Source organism: Pseudoclavibacter sp. RFBA6, assembly GCF_002931575.1.
Lineage (GTDB): Bacteria > Actinomycetota > Actinomycetes > Actinomycetales > Microbacteriaceae > Pseudoclavibacter > Pseudoclavibacter terrae.
In genome coordinates, this window is the sequence record NZ_PSUA01000015.1 from 276,744 (window position 1) to 294,679 (window position 17,936).

Genomic DNA, 17,936 nt, shown 5'->3' on the forward strand with positions numbered 1-17,936 from the left:
TCGCTTCTCCTCGATGCTTTCCTGGTCGCTGATGCGGACGGGCTCAGTTCGCCGCGCCGTACTCGAAGTTGATCTCGCCCCAGCCCGCGAAGCTGCCCGTGACCTTGGTGCCCGGTTCCAGCTTCTCGGCCGCCAGGCAGCTGCCCGGCAGGATGAAGTCGCCGGCCCTGAGCTTCACGCCGAACTCGGCGACGCGGCGGCAGAGCCACGCGATTGCGGAGACCGGGTTGCCGTACACGGCTGAGGTGTTGCCGCTGGCGACGACCTTGCCGTCGTAGCGGATCTCCCCCTCCGTGTCGGCGAGGTTGAGCTCGCTGAGCTGGCGGGGCTGCGCGGCGATGATGACGCCGCCCACCGAGCCGCCGTCGGCGATCGTGTCGAGGATGCCGATCTCCCAGTTCGTGATGCGGGAGTCGATGATCTCGATGGCGGGGACCACGAAGTCCGTGGCCGCGATGACATCCGCCGCCGTCACCGTCGGACCGCCGAGGTCCTTCTTGAGCACGAAGCCCGGCTCGAGCTCGACGAAGGGGGCGATGAACTCGCCGGCTGGGATCTTGAGGCCTTCCGGGTAGAACTGGCTCGCGAGCAGGTAGCCGTAGTCGGGTTCGTCGACGCCGAACTTGTCCTGCATGGCCTTCGCGATGTTGCCGAGCTTGAAGCCGGCGATCCGGTCGCCGTTCGCCACCTGTCGCCGGACGACTTCCTCGCCGACGCGGAACGCGTCGCGCCGAGTGTCGCCCTCTTCGCCCGAGCCGATGAGGACATCGACGGGCGTTCGCGTCTCGCGAGCCCGGATGACCCTGGTCGCGATGTCGTCGATATTGATGGTCATGCTGCCTACTTCCCGGCGCCGAGGTGGACGATCTTCATGGCGGAGAGCAGTTCGCGTGGATCCCAGACCGTGTGCTCTTCCAGGATCTTCCCGTCGCGGTGCTTGATGAATGCGGCGCCGCTGACGTTCACGGTGCGACCCGTGGGAGGCACCCCCATGAAGGTGCCGGTGTGGGTGCCCGTGCTCTGCCAGTGGATGGCGATGAGCTCGTTGTCCTCGACGGCGTGCCTGATCTCGACGTTGAAGTCGCTGAACGCCTCGTGCGAGGCCTCGATCTGCTTGATGACGTCCTCGAGCCCCTCGGCGCCGGACTTGGAGTGGCGGACGTAGTCGTCGGCCACGATCTCCTGGAAGGCTGCGGTCTCTCCGTCGCCCCAGGCTCGGACCCAGGCGGCTGCGACGTTTGCGAGCATGGTGCTCATGATGTGGTCTCCTCGACGATCGGCTTCGGTGCTGGTGCTGGCTTGTCCCACTGGTCGAACTCGCCGAATTTGCCGCCGCGGAACACGAGCGCGTCGCCCGTCCCCTCCTCCATGCCGGTGATGGTGGCGACGATGATGTAGTGGTCGCCCGCGACGATCTCGTAGAGCACCGTGCAGTCGATCCAGGCGGTGGAGTTCGGGATGCGCGGGTTGCCGTGGGGTCCCGAGTCGTACTCGAGACCCTCGAACTTGTCGACGCCTCGGCGCGAGAGGGCCTTGCACACGTGCAGCTGCTCTGTGGAGAGTAGGTTGGCGGTGAAGTTCTCGAGGGTGCGGATGGTCGGCCAGGTGCTTGAGCCCTTGTCCACCGAGAATGCCGCGAGCGGCGGGTCCATCGACAGGGACTGGAAGGTGCCGACGACGAAGCCGACTGGCTTGTTCTCCGAGGAGGTGCCCGTGATGGCGACGACGCCGGTCGGGAGGAGCCCGAAGATCTGCCGGTAGTCGGCGGTGGTGATCGAGCCGTCTTCTGCGACGGGGATTGCGGTCATTGGATGCTCCGTTCAGGCTGGGACGCGTGCGGCGCGGTAGCGCGCGCCTGGATGGTTCTTGGGGAGGCGGGAGTTTCCCTCGCCGAAGAGGCTCTCGCGGAGCGTGCCGACGTTCGGCTCGGTGCGCATGAGGCCGCGCTTCTGCAGTTCGGGGACGACGAACTCGGTGAAGTCCTTGATGTCCTGGTACTTGACGGCGTGGGAGAGGTTGAAGCCGTCGGCGCCGCCCTCGGCGACCCAGGACTCGAGCTCATCCGCGACGGTCTGGGGCCCGCCGACGATGACGGGGCCGGCGCCGCCGATGCCGATGTACTCGGCGATGTCGCGCGGCGTCCACTTCTTCTCGGCGTCCATCTTCGTGAAGATGTTGAGCTGGGTCTGGCCGGCGTTGGTCTTGACGTCCTCGAGGGGCACGTCCGGGTCGAGCTGCTGCATGTCGAGCCCGGTCCATCCGCTGTAGCGCGCCATGGCCCCGTCGTAGGACACGTAGGAGAGGTAGTCCTCGTACTTGGCCTGCGCCTCTTCGTCGGTGGCGGCGCTGATGACGGTGACCATCTGCAGCACGGCGACGCTGTTCTCCTCGCGGCCTGCCGCGATCGTCGCGGCACGCAGGGTGTCGACCCACTTCTTCATGCTCGCCTTGGAGGTCGAGTTCATGAAGACGGCCTCGGCCGTGGCTGCCGCGAGCTCGACGCCCTTTCTCGAGCCGCCGGCCTGGAAGATGACGGGCGAGCGCTGCAGGGATGGCTCGCAGAGGTGGATGCCGGGAACGCTGAAGTTCTCGCCCACGTGATCGATGGTGTGCACCTTCGAGGGGTCGATGTAGGTGCAGGCGTCGGTGTCACGGATGACGGCGTCGTCTTCCCATGACCCCTCCCAGAGCTTGAGGCAGACGTCCACGAACTCCTCGGCGTGCGCGTAGCGGTCGTCGTGCGAGCGCTGCTTGCTCACGCTGTGGTTCTTCGCCGCGATGTCCGAGTAGGAGGTCACGACGTTCCAGCCGATGCGTCCCTTCGTGATGTGGTCGAGCGTCGAGAACTTGCGCGCGATGGCGTAAGGATGGTCGTACGCCGTCGACGAGGTGACTCCGAAGCCGAGCCCCTTGGTCGCGGCGGCCATGGCCGGGATCAGGTAGGCGGGGTCGTTCGCGGGGATCTGCGCGGCGTCCCGCAGGGCCTCGTCGACGCTGCCCTTGTAGACGTCGTGGTAGCCGATGTTGTCCGCGAAGAAGATGCCGTCGAAGCACGCACCCTCGAGCAGTTTCGCGTAGTCGACCCAGTAGTCGATGTTCTTGTACTCGGCGCTGCGGTCGGCGGGGTGCCGCCAGATGCCTGAAGACAGGTGCGCTGGACCTGAGTAGTCGAAGGCGAAGATCTTCATGGGTGTACTCACTGCACTACTCCTTTGTGTGCGACGGTCTGTTCATTCTTCGAACGACCTGTTCAATGCATGGCATCACAGTAGGAGTCAATCACGGCCACGTCAAGAACGCGCATCCGCCAATTCCAGAGCAATCCCGGGAGAACCCCTTGACGGAGCGCTTCGGTTCGGTAAAGTGATGCTCAATTGACGAACTCAGCGTTCGTTCAATGAACAGCCAAATGACAAGGAGGTCATGGCACATGAATCCCCGCAGCACCATCAACCCGGACACCACGGTCAACACCGACACCAAGGCGTACCTGCAGCCGAGCATCGTGGTCACCGAGCTGACCAAGGTCTACGAGAAGCCGAAGCCACGAGGCGGCTTCAGGCGAAAGGAAGACGCAGAGCCGACGAGCTTCACCGCCGTCGACAAGGTCTCCTTCGCCGTGAAGCCAGGCGAGATCTTCGTCATCATGGGCCTCTCCGGCTCCGGCAAGTCGACGATCATCCGCATGCTGAACCGCCTCATCGACATCACCGACGGAACTGTCTCCGTCAACGGCGACGACGTGGGCAGCATGGACGACAGCGAACTCCGGGGGTATCGGAACGCGACCATCAACATGGTCTTCCAGCACTTCGGCCTGTTCCCCCACAAGAGCCTCATCGACAACGTCGCCTTCGGACTGAAAGTGCGCGGCGTGCCGGAGGCCACCCGCATGGAGAAGGCGGCAGAGGCACTCCGCATCGTCGGCCTAGGCGAACGCCTCTACGCGCTCCCCGAGCAGCTCAGCGGCGGTCAGCGCCAACGCGTCGGTCTCGCTCGCGCTCTGGCCACCGACGCCGAGATCCTCCTCATGGACGAGCCCTTCAGTGCGCTCGACCCGCTCATCCGCAAGGAGATGCAGGACCTTCTCCTGCAGCTCCAGCGCGACCTCAGCAAGACCATCATCTTCGTCACCCACGACCTCAACGAGGCGATGCACCTCGGCGACCAGATCCTCGTCATGAAGCAGGGCAAGATGGCGCAGCTCGGTCGGGCGATCGACCTGCTCGACAACCCAGCGAACGACTACATCGAGGAGTTCACTGCCGAGGTCGACCGCAGCCGCGTCATCACGGCGCGGATGCTCGCGGTGCCTCCCATGATCGGTGACGAGTTCCGCACCGGTCCCGCCGCACCGAACCGCCCGCATGTCGAACCAGGGATCACTCTCCAGCACCTGCTACCCATCTTCGCCGACGGCGCGGATGCGGTGGAAGTCGTCCGCGCATCCGACGGCAAGAACTACGGGAGCGTGACGCCGACGCAGGCGTTCGCAGCCCTCAGCCCGAAGAGGAGAGCAGCATGAACCCGCACATCGGACAGGGCTTCCAGGCCCTGATCGACTTCCTGCTCGACAACGTCGGCTGGCTGTTGGACTTCACGACCGACCTCGTCTCGCTGGTCGTCGGGCTCATGAACATCGTGCTCATCGCCCCGCACCCGTTCGTGCTCATCGTCGTCTTCACGGTCATCGCGGGGCTGCTCACGCGCAGCATCGGCATGATCATCTACACCGTGCTCGCGTTCGGCCTCATCTACATCTCGGAGCTGTGGGTGCCGACGATGCAGAGCCTGTCGATCGTACTCGTCTCGGTGCTCATCGCGCTCCTCATCGGCATCCCGCTCGGCATCTGGGCGAGCCTCAACAGCACCGTGCGCCATCGTCCGCCCGGTGCTGGACATCATGCAGGCGATGCCGGTCTTCGTGTACCTGATCCCCGCCGTCTTCTTCTTCGGTGTCGGCACCGTCCCCGGCATCGTCGCGACGATCGTGTTCGCGATCCCGCCGGCCGTGCGCCTCACGGAGCTGGGCATCCGCCAGCTCGACCCCGAGCTCGTCGAAGCGGCAACCGCGTTCGGCGCCAAGCGGGGCACGATCCTCAACGACGTGCAGCTCCCGCTCGCGTTCCCCTCGATCATGGCCGGGGTCAACCAGGTCATCATGCTCGCCCTCTCCATGGTCGTGGTGGCGGGGCTCGTCGGTGCCGGTGGCCTCGGCGGCGTCGTCGTCGAGGGTGTCGCGCAGCTCGACGCCGCGAAGGGCTTCGAGGGCGGCGTCGCTGTGGTCGTCCTCGCGATCTACCTCGACCGCGTCACGGGAGGCGCGAAGTACATCACCGAGTACATCCGAAACCGTCGCATGAAGAAGGGGCAGCTCGCCGACGAGCAGCTGCAGGCGTCCCGCCGCGCGGACGCAGCGCGTACCGAGAGTCCCGTCTCGACGCCGGTCGCCTCATGACCGCGCAACGACGTGCCATGACGTTCAAGGGAGAAAGCAGCATGAACAAGAAACTGAAAGCAGGCGCGCTGGGTCTCGCCTCCGTCCTCATCCTCGCCGGATGCTCGGGGGTCGAGCCGAACCCAGGCGGCTTCGGGTTCGACGTGGGCAGCGACGAGACCATCACGTTCTTCGCCACCCCCGGTTACGACGACACCGTGTCACTCACCGCACTCTGGGATGTGCTGCTGACCGAGCGCGACTACACGGTCGAGACGCAGTCGGTCGACCTTGCGGCCGGGTTCTCCGGCATGGCCCGGGGCGACATCGACGCCTACGTCGACGCGTGGCTGCCGATCACGCATGCGCCATACATCGAGCCGCTTCGCGACCAGCTCGTCGTCTTCGACGAGGACGAGCCGATCTTCGACAACAACCGCCTCGTCTTCGCCGTGCCCGAGTCCTCCCCGCACAACACGGTCGCGGAGGCGTTGGCCGCCGGCGACCAGTATGGCTCCGAGATCATCGGCATCGAGGCAGGCTCCGGCCTCATGGGCACCCTCCCCTCCGTGCTCGACGCGTATGGGGCGAGCGACAAGTTCACCGTGACAGCGGGTAGTACCCCCGCAATGCTCGCGAGCCTCCAGAAGGCGACGAACGACGGCAAGAACGTCCTCGTCACTCTGTGGACTCCCCACTGGGCATTCTCCGAGATGCCCATCAAGGCGCTGGAGGACACCGAGGGCGCGTGGGGCGAGGCCGATGGCTCATACCTCGTGACCTCGCAGGCGTTCGCGGAGGACCACCCGGATGTCGCCGAATGGATCAAGAACAGCCGCATCGACGACGAGCAGTTCTCGTCGCTCATGTTCGAGGTTTCGCAGGCCGCGACCCCGCAGGAGGGCGCGAAGGCATGGCTCGAGGACCCGGCGAACCGGCAGCACGTCGACGCCTGGTTCGACTAGGACGCGGTGCGGGGAACGCGTCGAAGCGCGCTCCCCGCACTTGCGTCCCCTCGGCACTCTCACCCGCATCCGTTCACGAGGAGAGACTCATGTCTGCTACCCCACCGGTCCGCTACGGCGCCTGGATCACGCTCAACTCGACCGTTCTCACCGAGCAGGTCGCCCGCCTCGGCTTCGACTTCGTCGTCGTCGACGGACAGCACGGGCTGCTCGGCTACGCGGAGATCCGCGACAGCCTCATCGCGTTGACGGCGGGCGGATGCCAGCTGCCTATCGCGCGGGTGAGCTCGCACGACCCTGGAGAGGTCGGGCGGATGCTCGACTCCGGGGCTAAGGGCATCATCGTGCCGATGGTCAACACGGCCGAGGACGCCAGACGCATCGCTCAGGCGGCGCGCTACCCCACCTCAGGTGGCCAGCGCTCCTACTCGCCGGTTCGCTCCGGCGACCACTTCGGCACCACCCCCGGAAACACCGACCGCGGCGTCATGATCCTCGCGATGATCGAGACGAGGACGGCGCTCGAAGAGGTGTCCGGCATCCTCGACACCCCCGGTATCGACGGGGTGTTCGTGGGGCCCTACGACCTCTCACTGGCGCTCGGCGCGACGATTCCGTTCGAGGAGAGCGTTCTTCCAGAGCTCGAGACGGCACTCGCGACCGTCGCGGCCGAGACACTCAGCCGCGGCAAGATCGCCGGCATCTACGCGGGCTCTGGCGAAGATGCCGCGCTGCGCGCCTCCCAGGGGTACACCCTCGTCAACACGACGCACGACCTCGACATCCTCCTCACCGGCATGGCGGGCGAGCTCGCGGCCGCTCGCGCATCCACCCCCTCCCCCGAAGCCAGTCATTCCGCAGAAAGCAGCACCCGTTGAAGATCACCGAGATCGCCGTCTTCGCCCACTCCCTGCCGGTCCGCAACGCCGCCTACCGAATGTCGATCGGCGAGGTCACGAACGTGCCGACCACGCTCGTGCGAGTCACGGCCGACAACGGACTCGTCGGCTGGGGTGAGACCTCCCCCGTCTCGCCCATCTACCAGTCGCACCACGCGGCGGGTGACCTCGCCGCACTCGCCGAGCTGGCGCCGGGGCTCATCGGTGCGGACCCGACCCACATCGTCGCCCTGCACCGACGGATGAACGGGCTCCTGCTCGGCCACCACCCAGCGAAGGCCGCGATCGACATCGCCGCCCACGACCTGGCGGGGAAGCACTACGGGGTCCCCGTCTCGACCCTGCTCGGTGGGGCCGCGACCGACCGCGTGCCGTCGTACTACGCGATCAGCGCGGGCGAATCCGTGGACTACATGGTCGACCGGGCCGTCGCGCTCGTCGCGGAAGGCTACCCGCGCCTGCAGCTCAAGGTGGGCGGCCGTCCGATCGAGGAGGACATCGAGGTGATCCGCAAGGTCTGGGAGGCGGTCGGCAACCGCACGAAGCTCGCCGCCGACGGCAACCGCGGGCTCACGACGCGCGACACGCTCCGACTCAGCCGTGAGTGCCCGGACATCCCCTTCATCATCGAGCAGCCCTGCAACACGATCGAGGAAGTCGCCTCGATCCGCTCGCAGCTGCACCACGCCGTCTACCTCGACGAAGTGACGCGCGACGTGTCAACCGTGCTCGATGCCGTCGGCCGCGGCCTGTGCGACGGCTTCGGCATGAAGATCACCCGCATCGGCGGCCTGCACCAGATGGCCCTCGTGCGGGACATCTGCGAAGTACGGTCGATGCCCCACACCTCCGACGACGAGTGGGGCGGAGACATCATCGCCGCCGCGGGGGTGCACCTCGCATCCACCGTGCAGCCACGCCTCAACGAGGGGGCCTGGATCGCGCAACCGTACCTCGAGAACAGCTACGACCCTGCCGGTGGAGTGCGCATCGAGGGTGGCCACATCGCGGTCCCCCAGGGTCCCGGGCTGGGGGTGACTCCCGACGAGGCGATCTTCGGCGACCCGGTCCATATCTTCGGCTGAGATCACTCAGCCCTCGGACAGACGAACCATCTGTCCGAGCGCGGGAGGCCTCAGACTCGATCCTCGGGCGAGGAGGTGTCGAAAGTCACCTCGACGTCAACCACCCGCGCCGCCGACAGGGCGCTCCTCATCCGTCTGGCTGTGCCGAATCCCGAGCCCCGTGCGGCCGCTTCGGCACTCGCACCCTCCGCCAGCAGCCGCTGCGCGAGGCGCACCCGGGCCCGCCTCAGGTAGGCGGATGCGGTGTCACCGGTCGCCGCGAACGCGCGGTACAAGTGCGCCCTCGATGCGCCGAGCGCGGTAGCCATGGAGTTCACCGTCGTCGATTCGTCGGACGCGAACCGGGAGACGTACTTGACCGCCTCGCTGTAGACGTGGGCCAGGTCGTTGCCGCTCTTCGCGAGCGTGCGCAGCTCGGTCTGCGTCGCCAGCGCCCAGATGAGTGCCTCGACGCCGAGCCCGACCCGGGTGAATGCGGCGTCTTCGGCGCGCAGCCCGCCGCCGAGGATGGACGCGGAAGCGTCGATGAGGACCTGCAGGTACGCGTCCGATTCCGACGTCGTGCCCACGTAGTTCTCGGTGAACGACTGGGGTCGCGGAAAGAAGACCAGCAGGTTGCTGACGGGCACCGTGGACCTCTTGCTGATGAGGTCCTCGGGGTTGACGAACAGCACGCTGCCGGGCGTGAGCGTCTCGGTTGTGCCTGCGACGTCGACGACGACCTCGCCTTCCAGACAGGCGAGCAGGAGGCGCGCAGCACCCCCGGCGAAGACGCGCGGCACCACGTACCGGAAGCTGGCCGCCGAGTGTCGGTAGCGGCTGAGCGCGAAGGTGTCGCTCTTCAGCACGTCGCCCGTGACGGTGAACTCGTCCGCAGAGGACTGCACATGCCAGCCCCAGCTTCGGACGGTCTCCACGGCACGCTGACCGGCCTCGTCGACGGTGAGCGACACCACCCTGGGGAGCTCTCCCGAAGCCCTGGATTCGACCTCGACCACTCCGAGATCGAAGTCGCTGCCACCCTGACTGACGTGCTCCTGCACCTTCCGACTCCCTTCATTCCGTGTCGCTGCACGAACGCGATCCGTTCCCGCGTCCGGCGACCAGCACCTGGGCAGGTGCGGCGCTCACAGATGAGACGACGCTCGGAGGCAGTTCGTCACGTTTCCCATTGTGGTCGACGACAAGAGCTCACGCCGGGGGTGACCGGAATCATTTCCGTCGTGAGTGTGAGACAAAGTGGTAGTTCCTCGCTCACAGCAAGCAAAGGTCAAGAAAATCCCTGCTCAGGAGCACTTTATGTGCGGTGCTGACTCGCGCGGCACCGCGCAGTTCTCGGTTGCGGACGCAGTGGCCGTGCATATGCTCACCGGGCAGATCAGAATTCACTTCCCAGGGCGCCCCCTTCTCCTTGGATCCCAGCGGCACGACCGGTGAGCATCCGAGCGAAATCGTCGTCTGAAAACTTTTCTGTGACAAATCATGGACTTCACGCGTCTCACCACCAAGCACCGCCGATGCACCCGCATCGGCACACAAGAAGGAGAAAGCAATGTCGAACACCACCCCGACCATCAGCACCACGTCCGCCGACCGCAAGGACCTGCAGCCCGCGCACGGCACACACGGCAAGACCACGATCAACGACAGCGTCGTCGCCCGCGTCGCCGGCATCGCCGCTCGTGACGCCCGCGGCGTCCACGCCCTCGGCGGCGGGGCGGCTCGCGCCATCGGCGCCATCCGCGACGCCCTCAACGCCACCGATCAGGGCCAGGGCGTGAGCGTCGAGGTGGGCGAGAAGCAGGTCGCCGTCGACATCACGATCGTCGCCGAGTACCCCGTCGCGCTGCAGGATGTCGCTGACGGCGTCCGCGCCGACGTGATCGACGCGGTCGAGACGATCGTCGGCCTCGAGGTCACCGAGGTCAACGTCACGGTCAACGACGTGCACCTCCCCTCCGAGGACGACAACGACGATGACAAGGAAGAGGCACGAGTCCAGTGAGCAACTCGTCTCTCACCCGAACCGGCATCCTCATCGGCGCGGTCCTCGCGCTGAGCTGGATCATCCTGGGCTTCTGGGCGTTCTTCTTCGTCGCGATCGCGATGATCGTCGGCGGCATCATCGGGCGCATCCTCGAAGGAAAGCTCGACGCGAGCGCCCTCGTCGATGTCATTCGTGGACGGAACACGTCCTCATGAGCGCGGCCGCGACGGCTCCGGGCGGCGCGGCGCAGCGAGGCACGACACGACTCACCGCGAAGGCCCTGACTCGTCTTGCGTCAGCTGTCACCGGTGATGCGCTCGGGGTCGACGCTGGCAGCGTCAGCGTCGGCCTCGAGGATCACAGGGGCGGCCTCGCGCTGCGCATCAGCACCCCGATCCGCGTTCCGTCCCTCGAGCGAATCCGTTCGCAGGACGCGGTCGTCGAGCGGAGCGGCGGGCCGATCCTCCAACGTGTCGAGCAGGCAAAGGGAGAGATCAGGGATCGCTTCCAATCACTGACCGACTCGCGCGTGGAACGCGTCATGCTGCGGGTCACCAGCCTCAACATCCGAGCGGAGGAACGCGTCAGATGAGCACCAACACCTCCCTGTACTCGCGCCTCTCCCGGCGAGAGACGCACTCGCCCCGCTCCGCGCTCGCGATCACCCTCGCCGTGCTCCTCATCCTCGTCGCGGCCTGGATCGGCACCGAGATCGTGCTATCGCTGCTCGCCCTCCCGGCGCTGCTCGTCGCCCCCGCGGACATGTTCAGCTCCGCGCTGGGCGTACTCGAGCAACCCGCCCAGTACGTCGGCATCGCTGGCGTGGTCGTCGCGATCATCGGCCTCGTGCTGCTCATCGCTGGCCTCGCCCCCGGACGACGAGCACGGCACACCCTCACGTCCGCCCGCACCGCGACCGTCGCCGACAACGCGGTCATCGCCTCCGCCCTCGCCCGCCACGCAGCGCACGCCGGGAACGTGAGCCCCGACAACGTCACCGTGTCGGTCTCCCACCGACACGCCGACGTGCACCTCACCCCCGCATCCGGGCTCCCCGTCGACGCAGCCGCCATCACGGCCGCCGTCAACCAGCAGCTCCAGCAGTACGAACTCACCCCCCGCGTCACCGCCAAGGTGCGCGTCGCAGAGAACGGGAAGGTCGGCGCATGAACAGCACCAACCGAGGCCTCAACCGGCTCCTCATCACCGCCACAGGCCTCCTCCTCCTCGCCATCGGCACCGCAGCAGCCATCGGCGCGTGGCTGCCAGGAGCGAAAGACACCTGGACACCCATCTCCGAAGGCGTGAACACCAACGTCACGGGCTGGCTCCAGCAGACCCCGTTCCCAGGCGCCGACTTCAGCTGGCTCCTCATCGCCGCCGTCGCCGCCCTCGTGATCGGCATCATCCTGCTGCTCGTCTTCGCCCTCCGCCAAGGACAGGGACGAACCGGCACGATCGTGCACGACCGCACCCCCGACGTCGGACCGACCGTCATCGACGTCACCGTCGCCCGGGCTGCACTCGACGACGCGCTGGCCGGCCGTGACGAGTTCGTCTCGACGAGCGTCTCCGCCTACGAGGTGCGCGGCACCCCCACGCTCAAGATCTCGGCGACCTGCCGCCGCGGGGTCTCGCCGCGAGACGCCGTCGACATCGTGGAACGGGACCTCCGTGCCCTCGACGCGCTGCTCGGCAAGGAGCTCCCGGTGCTGCTGCAGCTCACGGGCGGCTTCCGAGCTCGGGTGCAGAAGTCGACGCGCCTCCAGTAACCCGAAGTCAGTCATCCCACCTGACCAACCCCACCCAAGAAGAAGGACCCCATGTTCCTCCGCATCGTCACGTTCGTCCTCGGCCTCGTCGTCAAGCGCCGCAGCGCCAAGAAGAGGCAGCAGCAGGACCCGGGTGCCCAGCGGTAGCCGCACCTCACCGGCGGCCACTGGGCCGCAGGACCGGTGGCCAAACTAGGCTCAAGGATCGACGAGTGACAGCCCCACGTCGTCGAAGTCTCGGACATTCCTCGTCGCTAGCGCGTACCCCCTGGCCGAGCAGATCGACGCGATCATGGTGTCCTCGACTGAGATCGATCTGCCCCGCGCTTCGCGCTCAGATCGAATCGCCGCAAAGGCGCGCGCGGCCTCCACATCGAAGGAGCAGACTCGGTCGCCTGCTTCAGCAACGAGTCGGTCCACAGCCAGCAGCAGGGCCGTGCGCCTGCTCCCCTCCGGCAGCCGCACGGCCCCGTATCGCAGTTCGGCGATGGCGATCGTCGTCAGGACGAGCTGCCCGGCGTTGAGCGCGAGCCACTCCAGAACTCGCCGATCGGGTTCACGGCGCAGGGGTTCGGAGAGGGCGTCCGTACCGACGACGATCACGAGAGATCTACCTCGCGTGGCTTCGACCGCGGCGGCAGATGGAAATCTCCCTCGAGATCGACGACGACGTTCACCCAGTTCGTCACGAAGTCCGGCGCAGGCACCAGGGACTCTTCCAGAATCGCGCGCACCTCGGCCTCCATGGGCCTGTTGTGCTCGGCGGCACGAGCTTTGAGGGCACGCCTCGTCTCTTCGGGCAGATTGCGGATCGTGAGCGTCGCCGTAAGACCTCCAGGAGTGCTAGCAGTGCTAGCACTCCTTCGAATTCAGCACACTGGCTCAGCTGATCTTGCGTCGGTAGATCACGTTCGCCGCGAGGTAGGCGGCAAGCAGGATGCCGGCGCACCAAGCGAGCGCAGCTCCGAGCTCCCCGCTCGCCTGCTCCCCTTCGAGGAGCTGGCGGATGCTGTTGACGATCGACGTCACGGGTTGGTTCTCCGCGAACCACCGGACCGGCCCCGGCATGGTGTCGGTCGGCACGAATGCAGAGCTGACGAACGGCAGGAAGATGAGCGGGTAGGAGAAGGCGCTCGCGCCCTCGACGGTCTTCGCGGAGAGGCCTGCGAGCACGGCGATCCACGTGAGGGCGAGCGTGAAGAGCACGAGGATGCCCGCGACCGCGAGCCACTCGAGCACACCAGCCTCGGACCGGAACCCCATGATGAGGGCGACTCCGACGACGACCGCGACGGAGACGAGGTTGGCGACGAGCGACGTGAGCACGTGCGCCCAGAGCGCGGAGGAACGCGCGATCGGCATCGACTGGAACCGCTCGAAGATGCCGCCCTTCAGGTCGAGGAACAGCCGGTACGCCGTGTAGGCGACGCCGGATGCGACCGTGATGAGCAGGATCCCTGGCAGCAGGTAGTCGACATAGGCGCCGGCGCCGGTGTCGATCGCCCCGCCGAACACGTAGACGAACATGAGCATGAACGCGATCGGCATGACGGCTGTCGTCACGATCGTGTCGGGACTTCGCAGCACGTGGCGCAGCGAGCGGCCCGTCAGGACGGCGGTGTCGCCGACGAAGTGCGTGGTCATGATGCCAGCTTCCTCTCTGTGCCCGGCTGGCCGATGACGGCCAGGAAGATCTCCTCGAGCGTCGGCTGCTTCTCCACGTACTCGACCTTCGCGGGCGGCAGCAGCCGCTTGAGCTCGGCGAGCGTTCCGTTCGCGATGATGCGTCCCTCGTTCAGGATCGCGATCCGATCGGCGAGCTGCTCCGCCTCGTCGAGGTACTGCGTCGTGAGCAGCACAGTCGTGCCGGTGGCGGCGAGCTCACGCACCGCCGCCCACACCTCAAGCCTGGCCTGCGGGTCGAGTCCCGTCGTGGGCTCGTCGAGGAACACGACGGGTGGGTTGCCAATGAGACTCATCGCGATGTCGAGCCGACGCCGCATGCCGCCGGAATACGTCGCGGCGCGACGCCTGCCCGCGTCGGTCAGCGAGAAGCGCTCGAGCAAGGCGTCCGCGACCTCGTTCGGCCGCAGAACGTGCCGCAAACGCGCCACGAGGGCGAGGTTCTCGCGACCCGTGAGCACCTCATCCACCGCCGCGAACTGACCCGTCAGGCTGATCGCGGCGCGCACCTCGGCCGCGTGCGAAGCCACGTCGAGACCGTTGACCGATGCTGCACCACCATCGGCGCGAAGGAGCGTCGAGAGAATGCGAACCAGGGTGGTCTTGCCGGCCCCGTTCGAGCCGAGGAGCGCGAAGATGCTGCCGCGCTCGACGGCGAAGTCGACGCCGGTCAGTACGGCGAGGTCGCCGTACGACTTCGTGATGCCATCGACGACGATGGCCGGAGGAGCGCTCATGGCTACTGCCCTCGCTCCGCTTGCTCGACGGCCTTCACCAGTCGCGCGCGTTCCTTGTCGATCCACTGCTTGCCGGAGTACGACTGGCCGAAGGTCTCGGCGAAGTCGACCGGGTCGGAGCCCACGATGTCGTGGACGGGAGTGCCGTCGGCGGCCGCGCGCTCCCACAGGTCGGCGAGGTCCGCATTCATGCGCACCATCGACTCCCCATCGGTGACGCCGCCGTAGTACATGAGGTAGCGCTGGATGGCCTGCGCCACCTTCGCGTAGGGGGCCGGCAGCGCATCCAATCGCGCCTGTGCCTCCTTGTACAGTTTCTTCTCCTCGAGTGAGCCCGTGAGCGCTTCGATCCACTTGGCGGCCATGTCAGTTGCCTCTTCCTTCATCTGTGCTGGTTGCAGTTGGTTCTGCGGTGGTGGTGCGGAGCTGCTCGAGGCGCTCCGCGAGGAACCCCCAGGTGCGCCAGAACTCCGCGAGGTACTCGGTGCCTTCTGCGTTGATCGTGTAGACCTTCCGCGGCGGGCCCTTCTCCGAGGGGACCTTCTCGACGTCGACCAGCCCCTTCTGCTCGATGCGCACAAGGAGCGCGTAGACCGTGCCCTCGGCGATGTCGGCGAAGCCTTGTTCGCGAAGCCAGGTCGTGATCTCGTACCCGTAGGCGGAACGCGTGGCGAGAATCGCGAGCACGATGCCCTCAAGCGTGCCCTTGAGCATCTCCGTTGCTTGCTTGCCCACGATCACCCTCTCTACTCAGTAATGATGACTACCAGTACAAAGTAACACTGAGTACCAGTACTTAGCAACACTTGGTTCCCTGAGTCCAACCCACATTCAGGAACCCCGGAATGCACAGCTTCACCGACATTCACCGATGTATCGTCGGGTGTCGTCAGGTATCGGCACCCCTTCGAAAGGAATGCTCATGGTCGCTCAGCACACCCCCGGCGGACTCGGCTTCGGCCTCCGCGAAGCCGTTGACGAGATCCGCGAGAGCTTCGCATCCCGTCCCACCACGTCCCGCGCCGGCCGCGGGGACGTCCGCACAGCACTGCTCGTCGCGCTGCTCGAAGGCCCCCAGCACGGCTACCAGCTCATCCAGGCCATCGAGGAGCGCACCAGCGGCGCGTGGAAGCCGAGCCCCGGCTCCGTCTACCCGACGCTGCAGCTCCTCTCCGACGAGGGTCTCGTCGTGCCGGAGGTCACGGGCGAGCGCAAGGTCTACGCGCTCACCGAAGAAGGCCGCGCCGTCGCCGTCGACGCTTCGACGGGCGACCTCCCGTGGGAGTCCCCCGCCGCACGCCGCGCCGAGCGCGCCGCGACCCTCCCGAAGGCCGGCGCCCGACTCGCGCAGGCCGTCGTTCAGGTGCAGAGCAGCGCAACCCCGGACCAGGCCGAGCGCGCCGCGGCCCTCCTCGACGAGACACGGCGCAAGCTGTACTCGATCCTCGCCGAGGACTGAACGTGACAGATGGCCCCGGTCTGACCGAAGAGCGAGCGGCGGCGGCGAGCAGGCTGACCGCCGCCGCCGCGCAGGCGCAAGCAGTCACTCGAGGCCGGGCCGCCCGGGACGGCGACACGAAGCTCTCGGCCGAGGGCCGCGCCAGGTACCGCAGGATCGTCCGCTTCGCGCAGCGCGCGATGCTGCAGATCTGGTGGTTCGAGATCTTCCTGCCACGCATCCGCCTCGGAAAGCTCTCGGAGCGGGGACGTACCGCGCGTATGCAGCGGCTCGCCCGCCGCTTCCATGCACTCGCGGTCGACCTCGGCGGGCTCATGATCAAGGTGGGCCAGTTCATGTCGTCGCGCCTCGACGTGCTGCCTCCCGAGATCACCGCCGAACTCGAGGGCCTGCAGGATGAGGTTCCGGCCGTCGCCTTCCCCGCCATCCGGGCGCAGGCCGAAGCTGAACTGGGCATGTCGCTCAGCCAGGCGTATGCGAGCTTCGACGAAGCCCCCATTGCGGCAGCCTCGTTCGGGCAGGCCCACCGCGCGACGCTCACGCCCGCCCTCGCGGAGGAGACGGGCTACACGAGCGTCGTCGTGAAGGTGCAGCGGCCGGGCATCGAGGACCTCGTCGAGACAGATCTGCGTGCGCTGCGCCGCGTCGGACAGCTCCTCAAGCGAGTCGAGCTGGTGTCGAAGCGCGCCGACGCCCCCGCCCTCGTGGAGGAGTTCGCGGCGACCAGCCTCGAGGAGATCGACTACATCCACGAGGGCTCCAGCGCTGAGCGCTTCGCCGCCGACTTCGAGACCGACCCCCGCGTGGGCGCCGCGCAGGTCGTGTGGGAGCGCACGGCGTCGCGCATCCTCACGCTCTCGGACGTGACCGCGATCAAGATCACCGACGTGGATGCGCTCCGCGCCGCGGGCATCGACCCCGTCGAGGTCGCCAACGAGCTCGCGAGGGCCACGTTCCAGCAGCTCTTCGTCGCCGGCTTCTTCCACGCCGACCCGCACCCGGGCAACATCTTCGTGACGCCGCTGGCGACGCCGCGCATCCCAACTCCATCGGACGTCGACGGTGAGGCCACCGAGGAGCGGCCCGCGCCCGTCACGTGGGAGCTGACCTACATCGACTTCGGCATGATGGGCGTCATCTCCGACACTCTCCGCGCGAGCCTGCGGCAGCTCATCTTCGCGATCGTGTCGCGCGACGGGCCCGGCCTCGTCAGGTCGATGCGCAGCGTCGGCGTCCTCCTCCCCGCAGGTGACACGGCCGAACTCGAGCGAGCCATGACGGAGCTGTTCGGTCGCTTCGGCGGCATGGGCGTCGCCGAGCTGCAGCGCGTCGACCCCGCAGAGCTCGGCGACTTCGCCGACCGCTTCAGGGACACGATCCGGGAGATGCCGTTCCAGCTGCCCGAGAACTTCCTGCTCATCATCCGCGCGATCTCCCTGGTCTCGGGCGTGACCTCCGCGCTCGACAAGGACTTCAACATGTGGGAGGCGGTCGACCCGTTCGCCCGCACCCTCACGCGCGACGAGGGCGGCAACACCATCCAGGCCGTGGCGAAGCAGGCCGTTTCGGCGCTCGCGACCGCCGTGACGCTGCCAGGGCGACTGGATGCGCTGACCACTCGGCTCGAAGCCGGCCAGCTGAAGGTGCAGACACCGAGCGTCGACCGGCACATGCGCTCACTCGAGCGGATGCTGCGTGGCGTCGTCTCCGCGGTCGTGTTCGCCGCGCTGCTCATCGCGGGCGTCCTGCTGCTGCCGCAGCTCGCTCCCCTCGGCATCGTGCTCATGAGCGTCTCGGTCGTCCCTCTGCTCCACGCCGCGGCCGTCGCCTTGGGCCGACGACGTCGCTGACGCCCTGACCGCTCGCCGCCGGGTCGCCAGCTCGTCCCGCTCGCCGCGGCTACCAACCCCAC

25 protein-coding genes are annotated in these 17,936 nt (G+C 67.1%); 12 read left to right on the top strand and 13 right to left on the bottom strand.

The annotated features are described in order from the left end of the window. Window positions 1-43: 43 nt before the first annotated feature. The 4 genes from C5C17_RS16015 to C5C17_RS16025 are packed head-to-tail and all read right to left on the bottom strand — an operon-like array spanning window position 44 to window position 3,200. Entirely contained in the window at window positions 44-835 is a 792-nt protein-coding gene (locus C5C17_RS16015) for a 2-keto-4-pentenoate hydratase (RefSeq protein WP_104254387.1), read from the bottom strand. A 5-nt stretch (window positions 836-840) separates the two neighbouring features. After that, window positions 841-1,257, bottom strand: a complete 417-nt coding sequence (locus C5C17_RS18785; protein ID WP_258066250.1) for an ester cyclase — start codon at window positions 1,255-1,257, stop codon at window positions 841-843. Further along, entirely contained in the window at window positions 1,254-1,808 is a 555-nt protein-coding gene (locus tag C5C17_RS18790; RefSeq protein WP_219820524.1) for a flavin reductase family protein, read from the bottom strand. Before C5C17_RS18790 ends, C5C17_RS18785 begins: the two co-directional genes overlap by 4 nt. Window positions 1,809-1,820: 12 nt before the next feature. Then, window positions 1,821-3,200 (bottom strand): LLM class flavin-dependent oxidoreductase, encoded by a 1,380-nt coding sequence (locus tag C5C17_RS16025; RefSeq protein ID WP_258066251.1) that lies wholly within the window; start codon window positions 3,198-3,200, stop codon window positions 1,821-1,823. A 230-nt stretch (window positions 3,201-3,430) separates the two neighbouring features. On the opposite strand from C5C17_RS16025, the gene C5C17_RS16030 reads away from it, so the two are divergent. After that, the gene (locus tag C5C17_RS16030; RefSeq protein ID WP_104254389.1) at window positions 3,431-4,525 is read left to right on the top strand and encodes an ATP-binding cassette domain-containing protein; all 1,095 of its coding nucleotides are present in this window, start codon (window positions 3,431-3,433) and stop codon (window positions 4,523-4,525) included. Here the strand turns inward: C5C17_RS16030 and C5C17_RS19020 are convergent. Next, entirely contained in the window at window positions 4,462-4,905 is a 444-nt protein-coding gene (locus C5C17_RS19020; protein ID WP_258066252.1) for a hypothetical protein, read from the bottom strand. The two genes, C5C17_RS16030 and C5C17_RS19020, sit on opposite strands and share 64 nt — an antisense overlap. Here C5C17_RS19020 and C5C17_RS19025 point away from each other — a divergent pair. From C5C17_RS19025 to C5C17_RS16050, 4 genes are all read left to right on the top strand, one after another. Beyond that, the gene (locus tag C5C17_RS19025) at window positions 4,892-5,458 is read left to right on the top strand and encodes a proline/glycine betaine ABC transporter permease (protein WP_258066253.1); all 567 of its coding nucleotides are present in this window, start codon (window positions 4,892-4,894) and stop codon (window positions 5,456-5,458) included. The genes C5C17_RS19020 and C5C17_RS19025 overlap by 14 nt on opposite strands. A gap of 41 nt (window positions 5,459-5,499) precedes the next feature. After that, window positions 5,500-6,402: a glycine betaine ABC transporter substrate-binding protein gene (locus C5C17_RS16040; RefSeq protein ID WP_181028645.1), complete on the top strand. Its 903-nt coding sequence runs from the start codon at window positions 5,500-5,502 to the stop codon at window positions 6,400-6,402. A gap of 89 nt (window positions 6,403-6,491) precedes the next feature. After that, window positions 6,492-7,280 carry an HpcH/HpaI aldolase/citrate lyase family protein gene (locus tag C5C17_RS16045; protein ID WP_181028646.1) on the top strand — a complete coding sequence of 263 codons (789 nt, stop codon included), beginning with the start codon at window positions 6,492-6,494 and terminating at the stop codon, window positions 7,278-7,280. Continuing rightward, entirely contained in the window at window positions 7,277-8,386 is a 1,110-nt protein-coding gene (locus tag C5C17_RS16050) for a mandelate racemase/muconate lactonizing enzyme family protein (RefSeq protein ID WP_104254392.1), read from the top strand. The genes C5C17_RS16045 and C5C17_RS16050 overlap by 4 nt, the downstream gene beginning before the upstream one ends. A gap of 50 nt (window positions 8,387-8,436) precedes the next feature. Here C5C17_RS16050 and C5C17_RS16055 read toward each other — a convergent pair whose 3' ends face one another. Together C5C17_RS16055 and C5C17_RS18395 are read right to left on the bottom strand one after the other, a co-directional pair. Then, entirely contained in the window at window positions 8,437-9,429 is a 993-nt protein-coding gene (locus C5C17_RS16055; RefSeq protein ID WP_104254393.1) for an AraC family transcriptional regulator, read from the bottom strand. Between the two features lie 211 nt (window positions 9,430-9,640). Next, window positions 9,641-9,949, bottom strand: a complete 309-nt coding sequence (locus tag C5C17_RS18395) for a hypothetical protein (RefSeq protein ID WP_146079211.1) — start codon at window positions 9,947-9,949, stop codon at window positions 9,641-9,643. Between C5C17_RS18395 and C5C17_RS16060 the strand changes: the two genes are divergently transcribed. Genes C5C17_RS16060 through C5C17_RS16080 form a run of 5 tightly spaced genes read left to right on the top strand, consistent with a single transcriptional unit; the run spans window position 9,939 to window position 12,145 of the window. Next, entirely contained in the window at window positions 9,939-10,391 is a 453-nt protein-coding gene (locus tag C5C17_RS16060; protein ID WP_104254394.1) for an Asp23/Gls24 family envelope stress response protein, read from the top strand. The two genes, C5C17_RS18395 and C5C17_RS16060, sit on opposite strands and share 11 nt — an antisense overlap. Continuing rightward, window positions 10,388-10,588, top strand: a complete 201-nt coding sequence (locus C5C17_RS16065) for a DUF2273 domain-containing protein (protein ID WP_104254395.1) — start codon at window positions 10,388-10,390, stop codon at window positions 10,586-10,588. The genes C5C17_RS16060 and C5C17_RS16065 overlap by 4 nt, the downstream gene beginning before the upstream one ends. Continuing rightward, the gene (locus tag C5C17_RS16070) at window positions 10,585-10,965 is read left to right on the top strand and encodes a hypothetical protein (RefSeq protein ID WP_104254396.1); all 381 of its coding nucleotides are present in this window, start codon (window positions 10,585-10,587) and stop codon (window positions 10,963-10,965) included. Before C5C17_RS16065 ends, C5C17_RS16070 begins: the two co-directional genes overlap by 4 nt. Then, window positions 10,962-11,543, top strand: coding sequence for a DUF6286 domain-containing protein (locus tag C5C17_RS16075; RefSeq protein ID WP_104254397.1), 582 nt, complete (start codon window positions 10,962-10,964; stop codon window positions 11,541-11,543). The genes C5C17_RS16070 and C5C17_RS16075 overlap by 4 nt, the downstream gene beginning before the upstream one ends. Beyond that, on the top strand, window positions 11,540-12,145 hold the full coding sequence (locus tag C5C17_RS16080) for a hypothetical protein (protein ID WP_104254398.1): 606 nt from the start codon (window positions 11,540-11,542) through the stop codon (window positions 12,143-12,145). Before C5C17_RS16075 ends, C5C17_RS16080 begins: the two co-directional genes overlap by 4 nt. 198 nt (window positions 12,146-12,343) lie before the next feature. On the opposite strand, the gene C5C17_RS16085 is transcribed toward C5C17_RS16080, so the two are convergent. The 6 genes from C5C17_RS16085 to C5C17_RS16110 are packed head-to-tail and all read right to left on the bottom strand — an operon-like array spanning window position 12,344 to window position 15,300. After that, window positions 12,344-12,748: a type II toxin-antitoxin system VapC family toxin gene (locus tag C5C17_RS16085; RefSeq protein WP_104254399.1), complete on the bottom strand. Its 405-nt coding sequence runs from the start codon at window positions 12,746-12,748 to the stop codon at window positions 12,344-12,346. After that, window positions 12,745-13,014 (bottom strand): Arc family DNA-binding protein, encoded by a 270-nt coding sequence (locus tag C5C17_RS16090; protein ID WP_104254400.1) that lies wholly within the window; start codon window positions 13,012-13,014, stop codon window positions 12,745-12,747. The genes C5C17_RS16085 and C5C17_RS16090 overlap by 4 nt, the downstream gene beginning before the upstream one ends. A gap of 13 nt (window positions 13,015-13,027) precedes the next feature. Then, on the bottom strand, window positions 13,028-13,789 hold the full coding sequence (locus C5C17_RS16095; RefSeq protein WP_104254401.1) for an ABC transporter permease: 762 nt from the start codon (window positions 13,787-13,789) through the stop codon (window positions 13,028-13,030). After that, window positions 13,786-14,565, bottom strand: a complete 780-nt coding sequence (locus C5C17_RS16100; protein ID WP_104254402.1) for an ABC transporter ATP-binding protein — start codon at window positions 14,563-14,565, stop codon at window positions 13,786-13,788. Before C5C17_RS16100 ends, C5C17_RS16095 begins: the two co-directional genes overlap by 4 nt. A gap of 2 nt (window positions 14,566-14,567) precedes the next feature. Then, window positions 14,568-14,930 carry a DUF1048 domain-containing protein gene (locus tag C5C17_RS16105; protein WP_104254403.1) on the bottom strand — a complete coding sequence of 121 codons (363 nt, stop codon included), beginning with the start codon at window positions 14,928-14,930 and terminating at the stop codon, window positions 14,568-14,570. Window position 14,931: 1 nt separating this feature from the next. After that, window positions 14,932-15,300, bottom strand: coding sequence for a PadR family transcriptional regulator (locus C5C17_RS16110; protein WP_104254615.1), 369 nt, complete (start codon window positions 15,298-15,300; stop codon window positions 14,932-14,934). Between the two features lie 187 nt (window positions 15,301-15,487). On the opposite strand from C5C17_RS16110, the gene C5C17_RS16115 reads away from it, so the two are divergent. Next, window positions 15,488-16,024: a PadR family transcriptional regulator gene (locus C5C17_RS16115; protein ID WP_249312289.1), complete on the top strand. Its 537-nt coding sequence runs from the start codon at window positions 15,488-15,490 to the stop codon at window positions 16,022-16,024. A gap of 155 nt (window positions 16,025-16,179) precedes the next feature. Next, complete coding sequence (locus tag C5C17_RS16120; RefSeq protein ID WP_258066275.1) at window positions 16,180-17,874, top strand: AarF/ABC1/UbiB kinase family protein; 1,695 nt, start codon at window positions 16,180-16,182, stop codon at window positions 17,872-17,874. The last annotated feature ends 62 nt before the right edge of the window (window positions 17,875-17,936 follow it).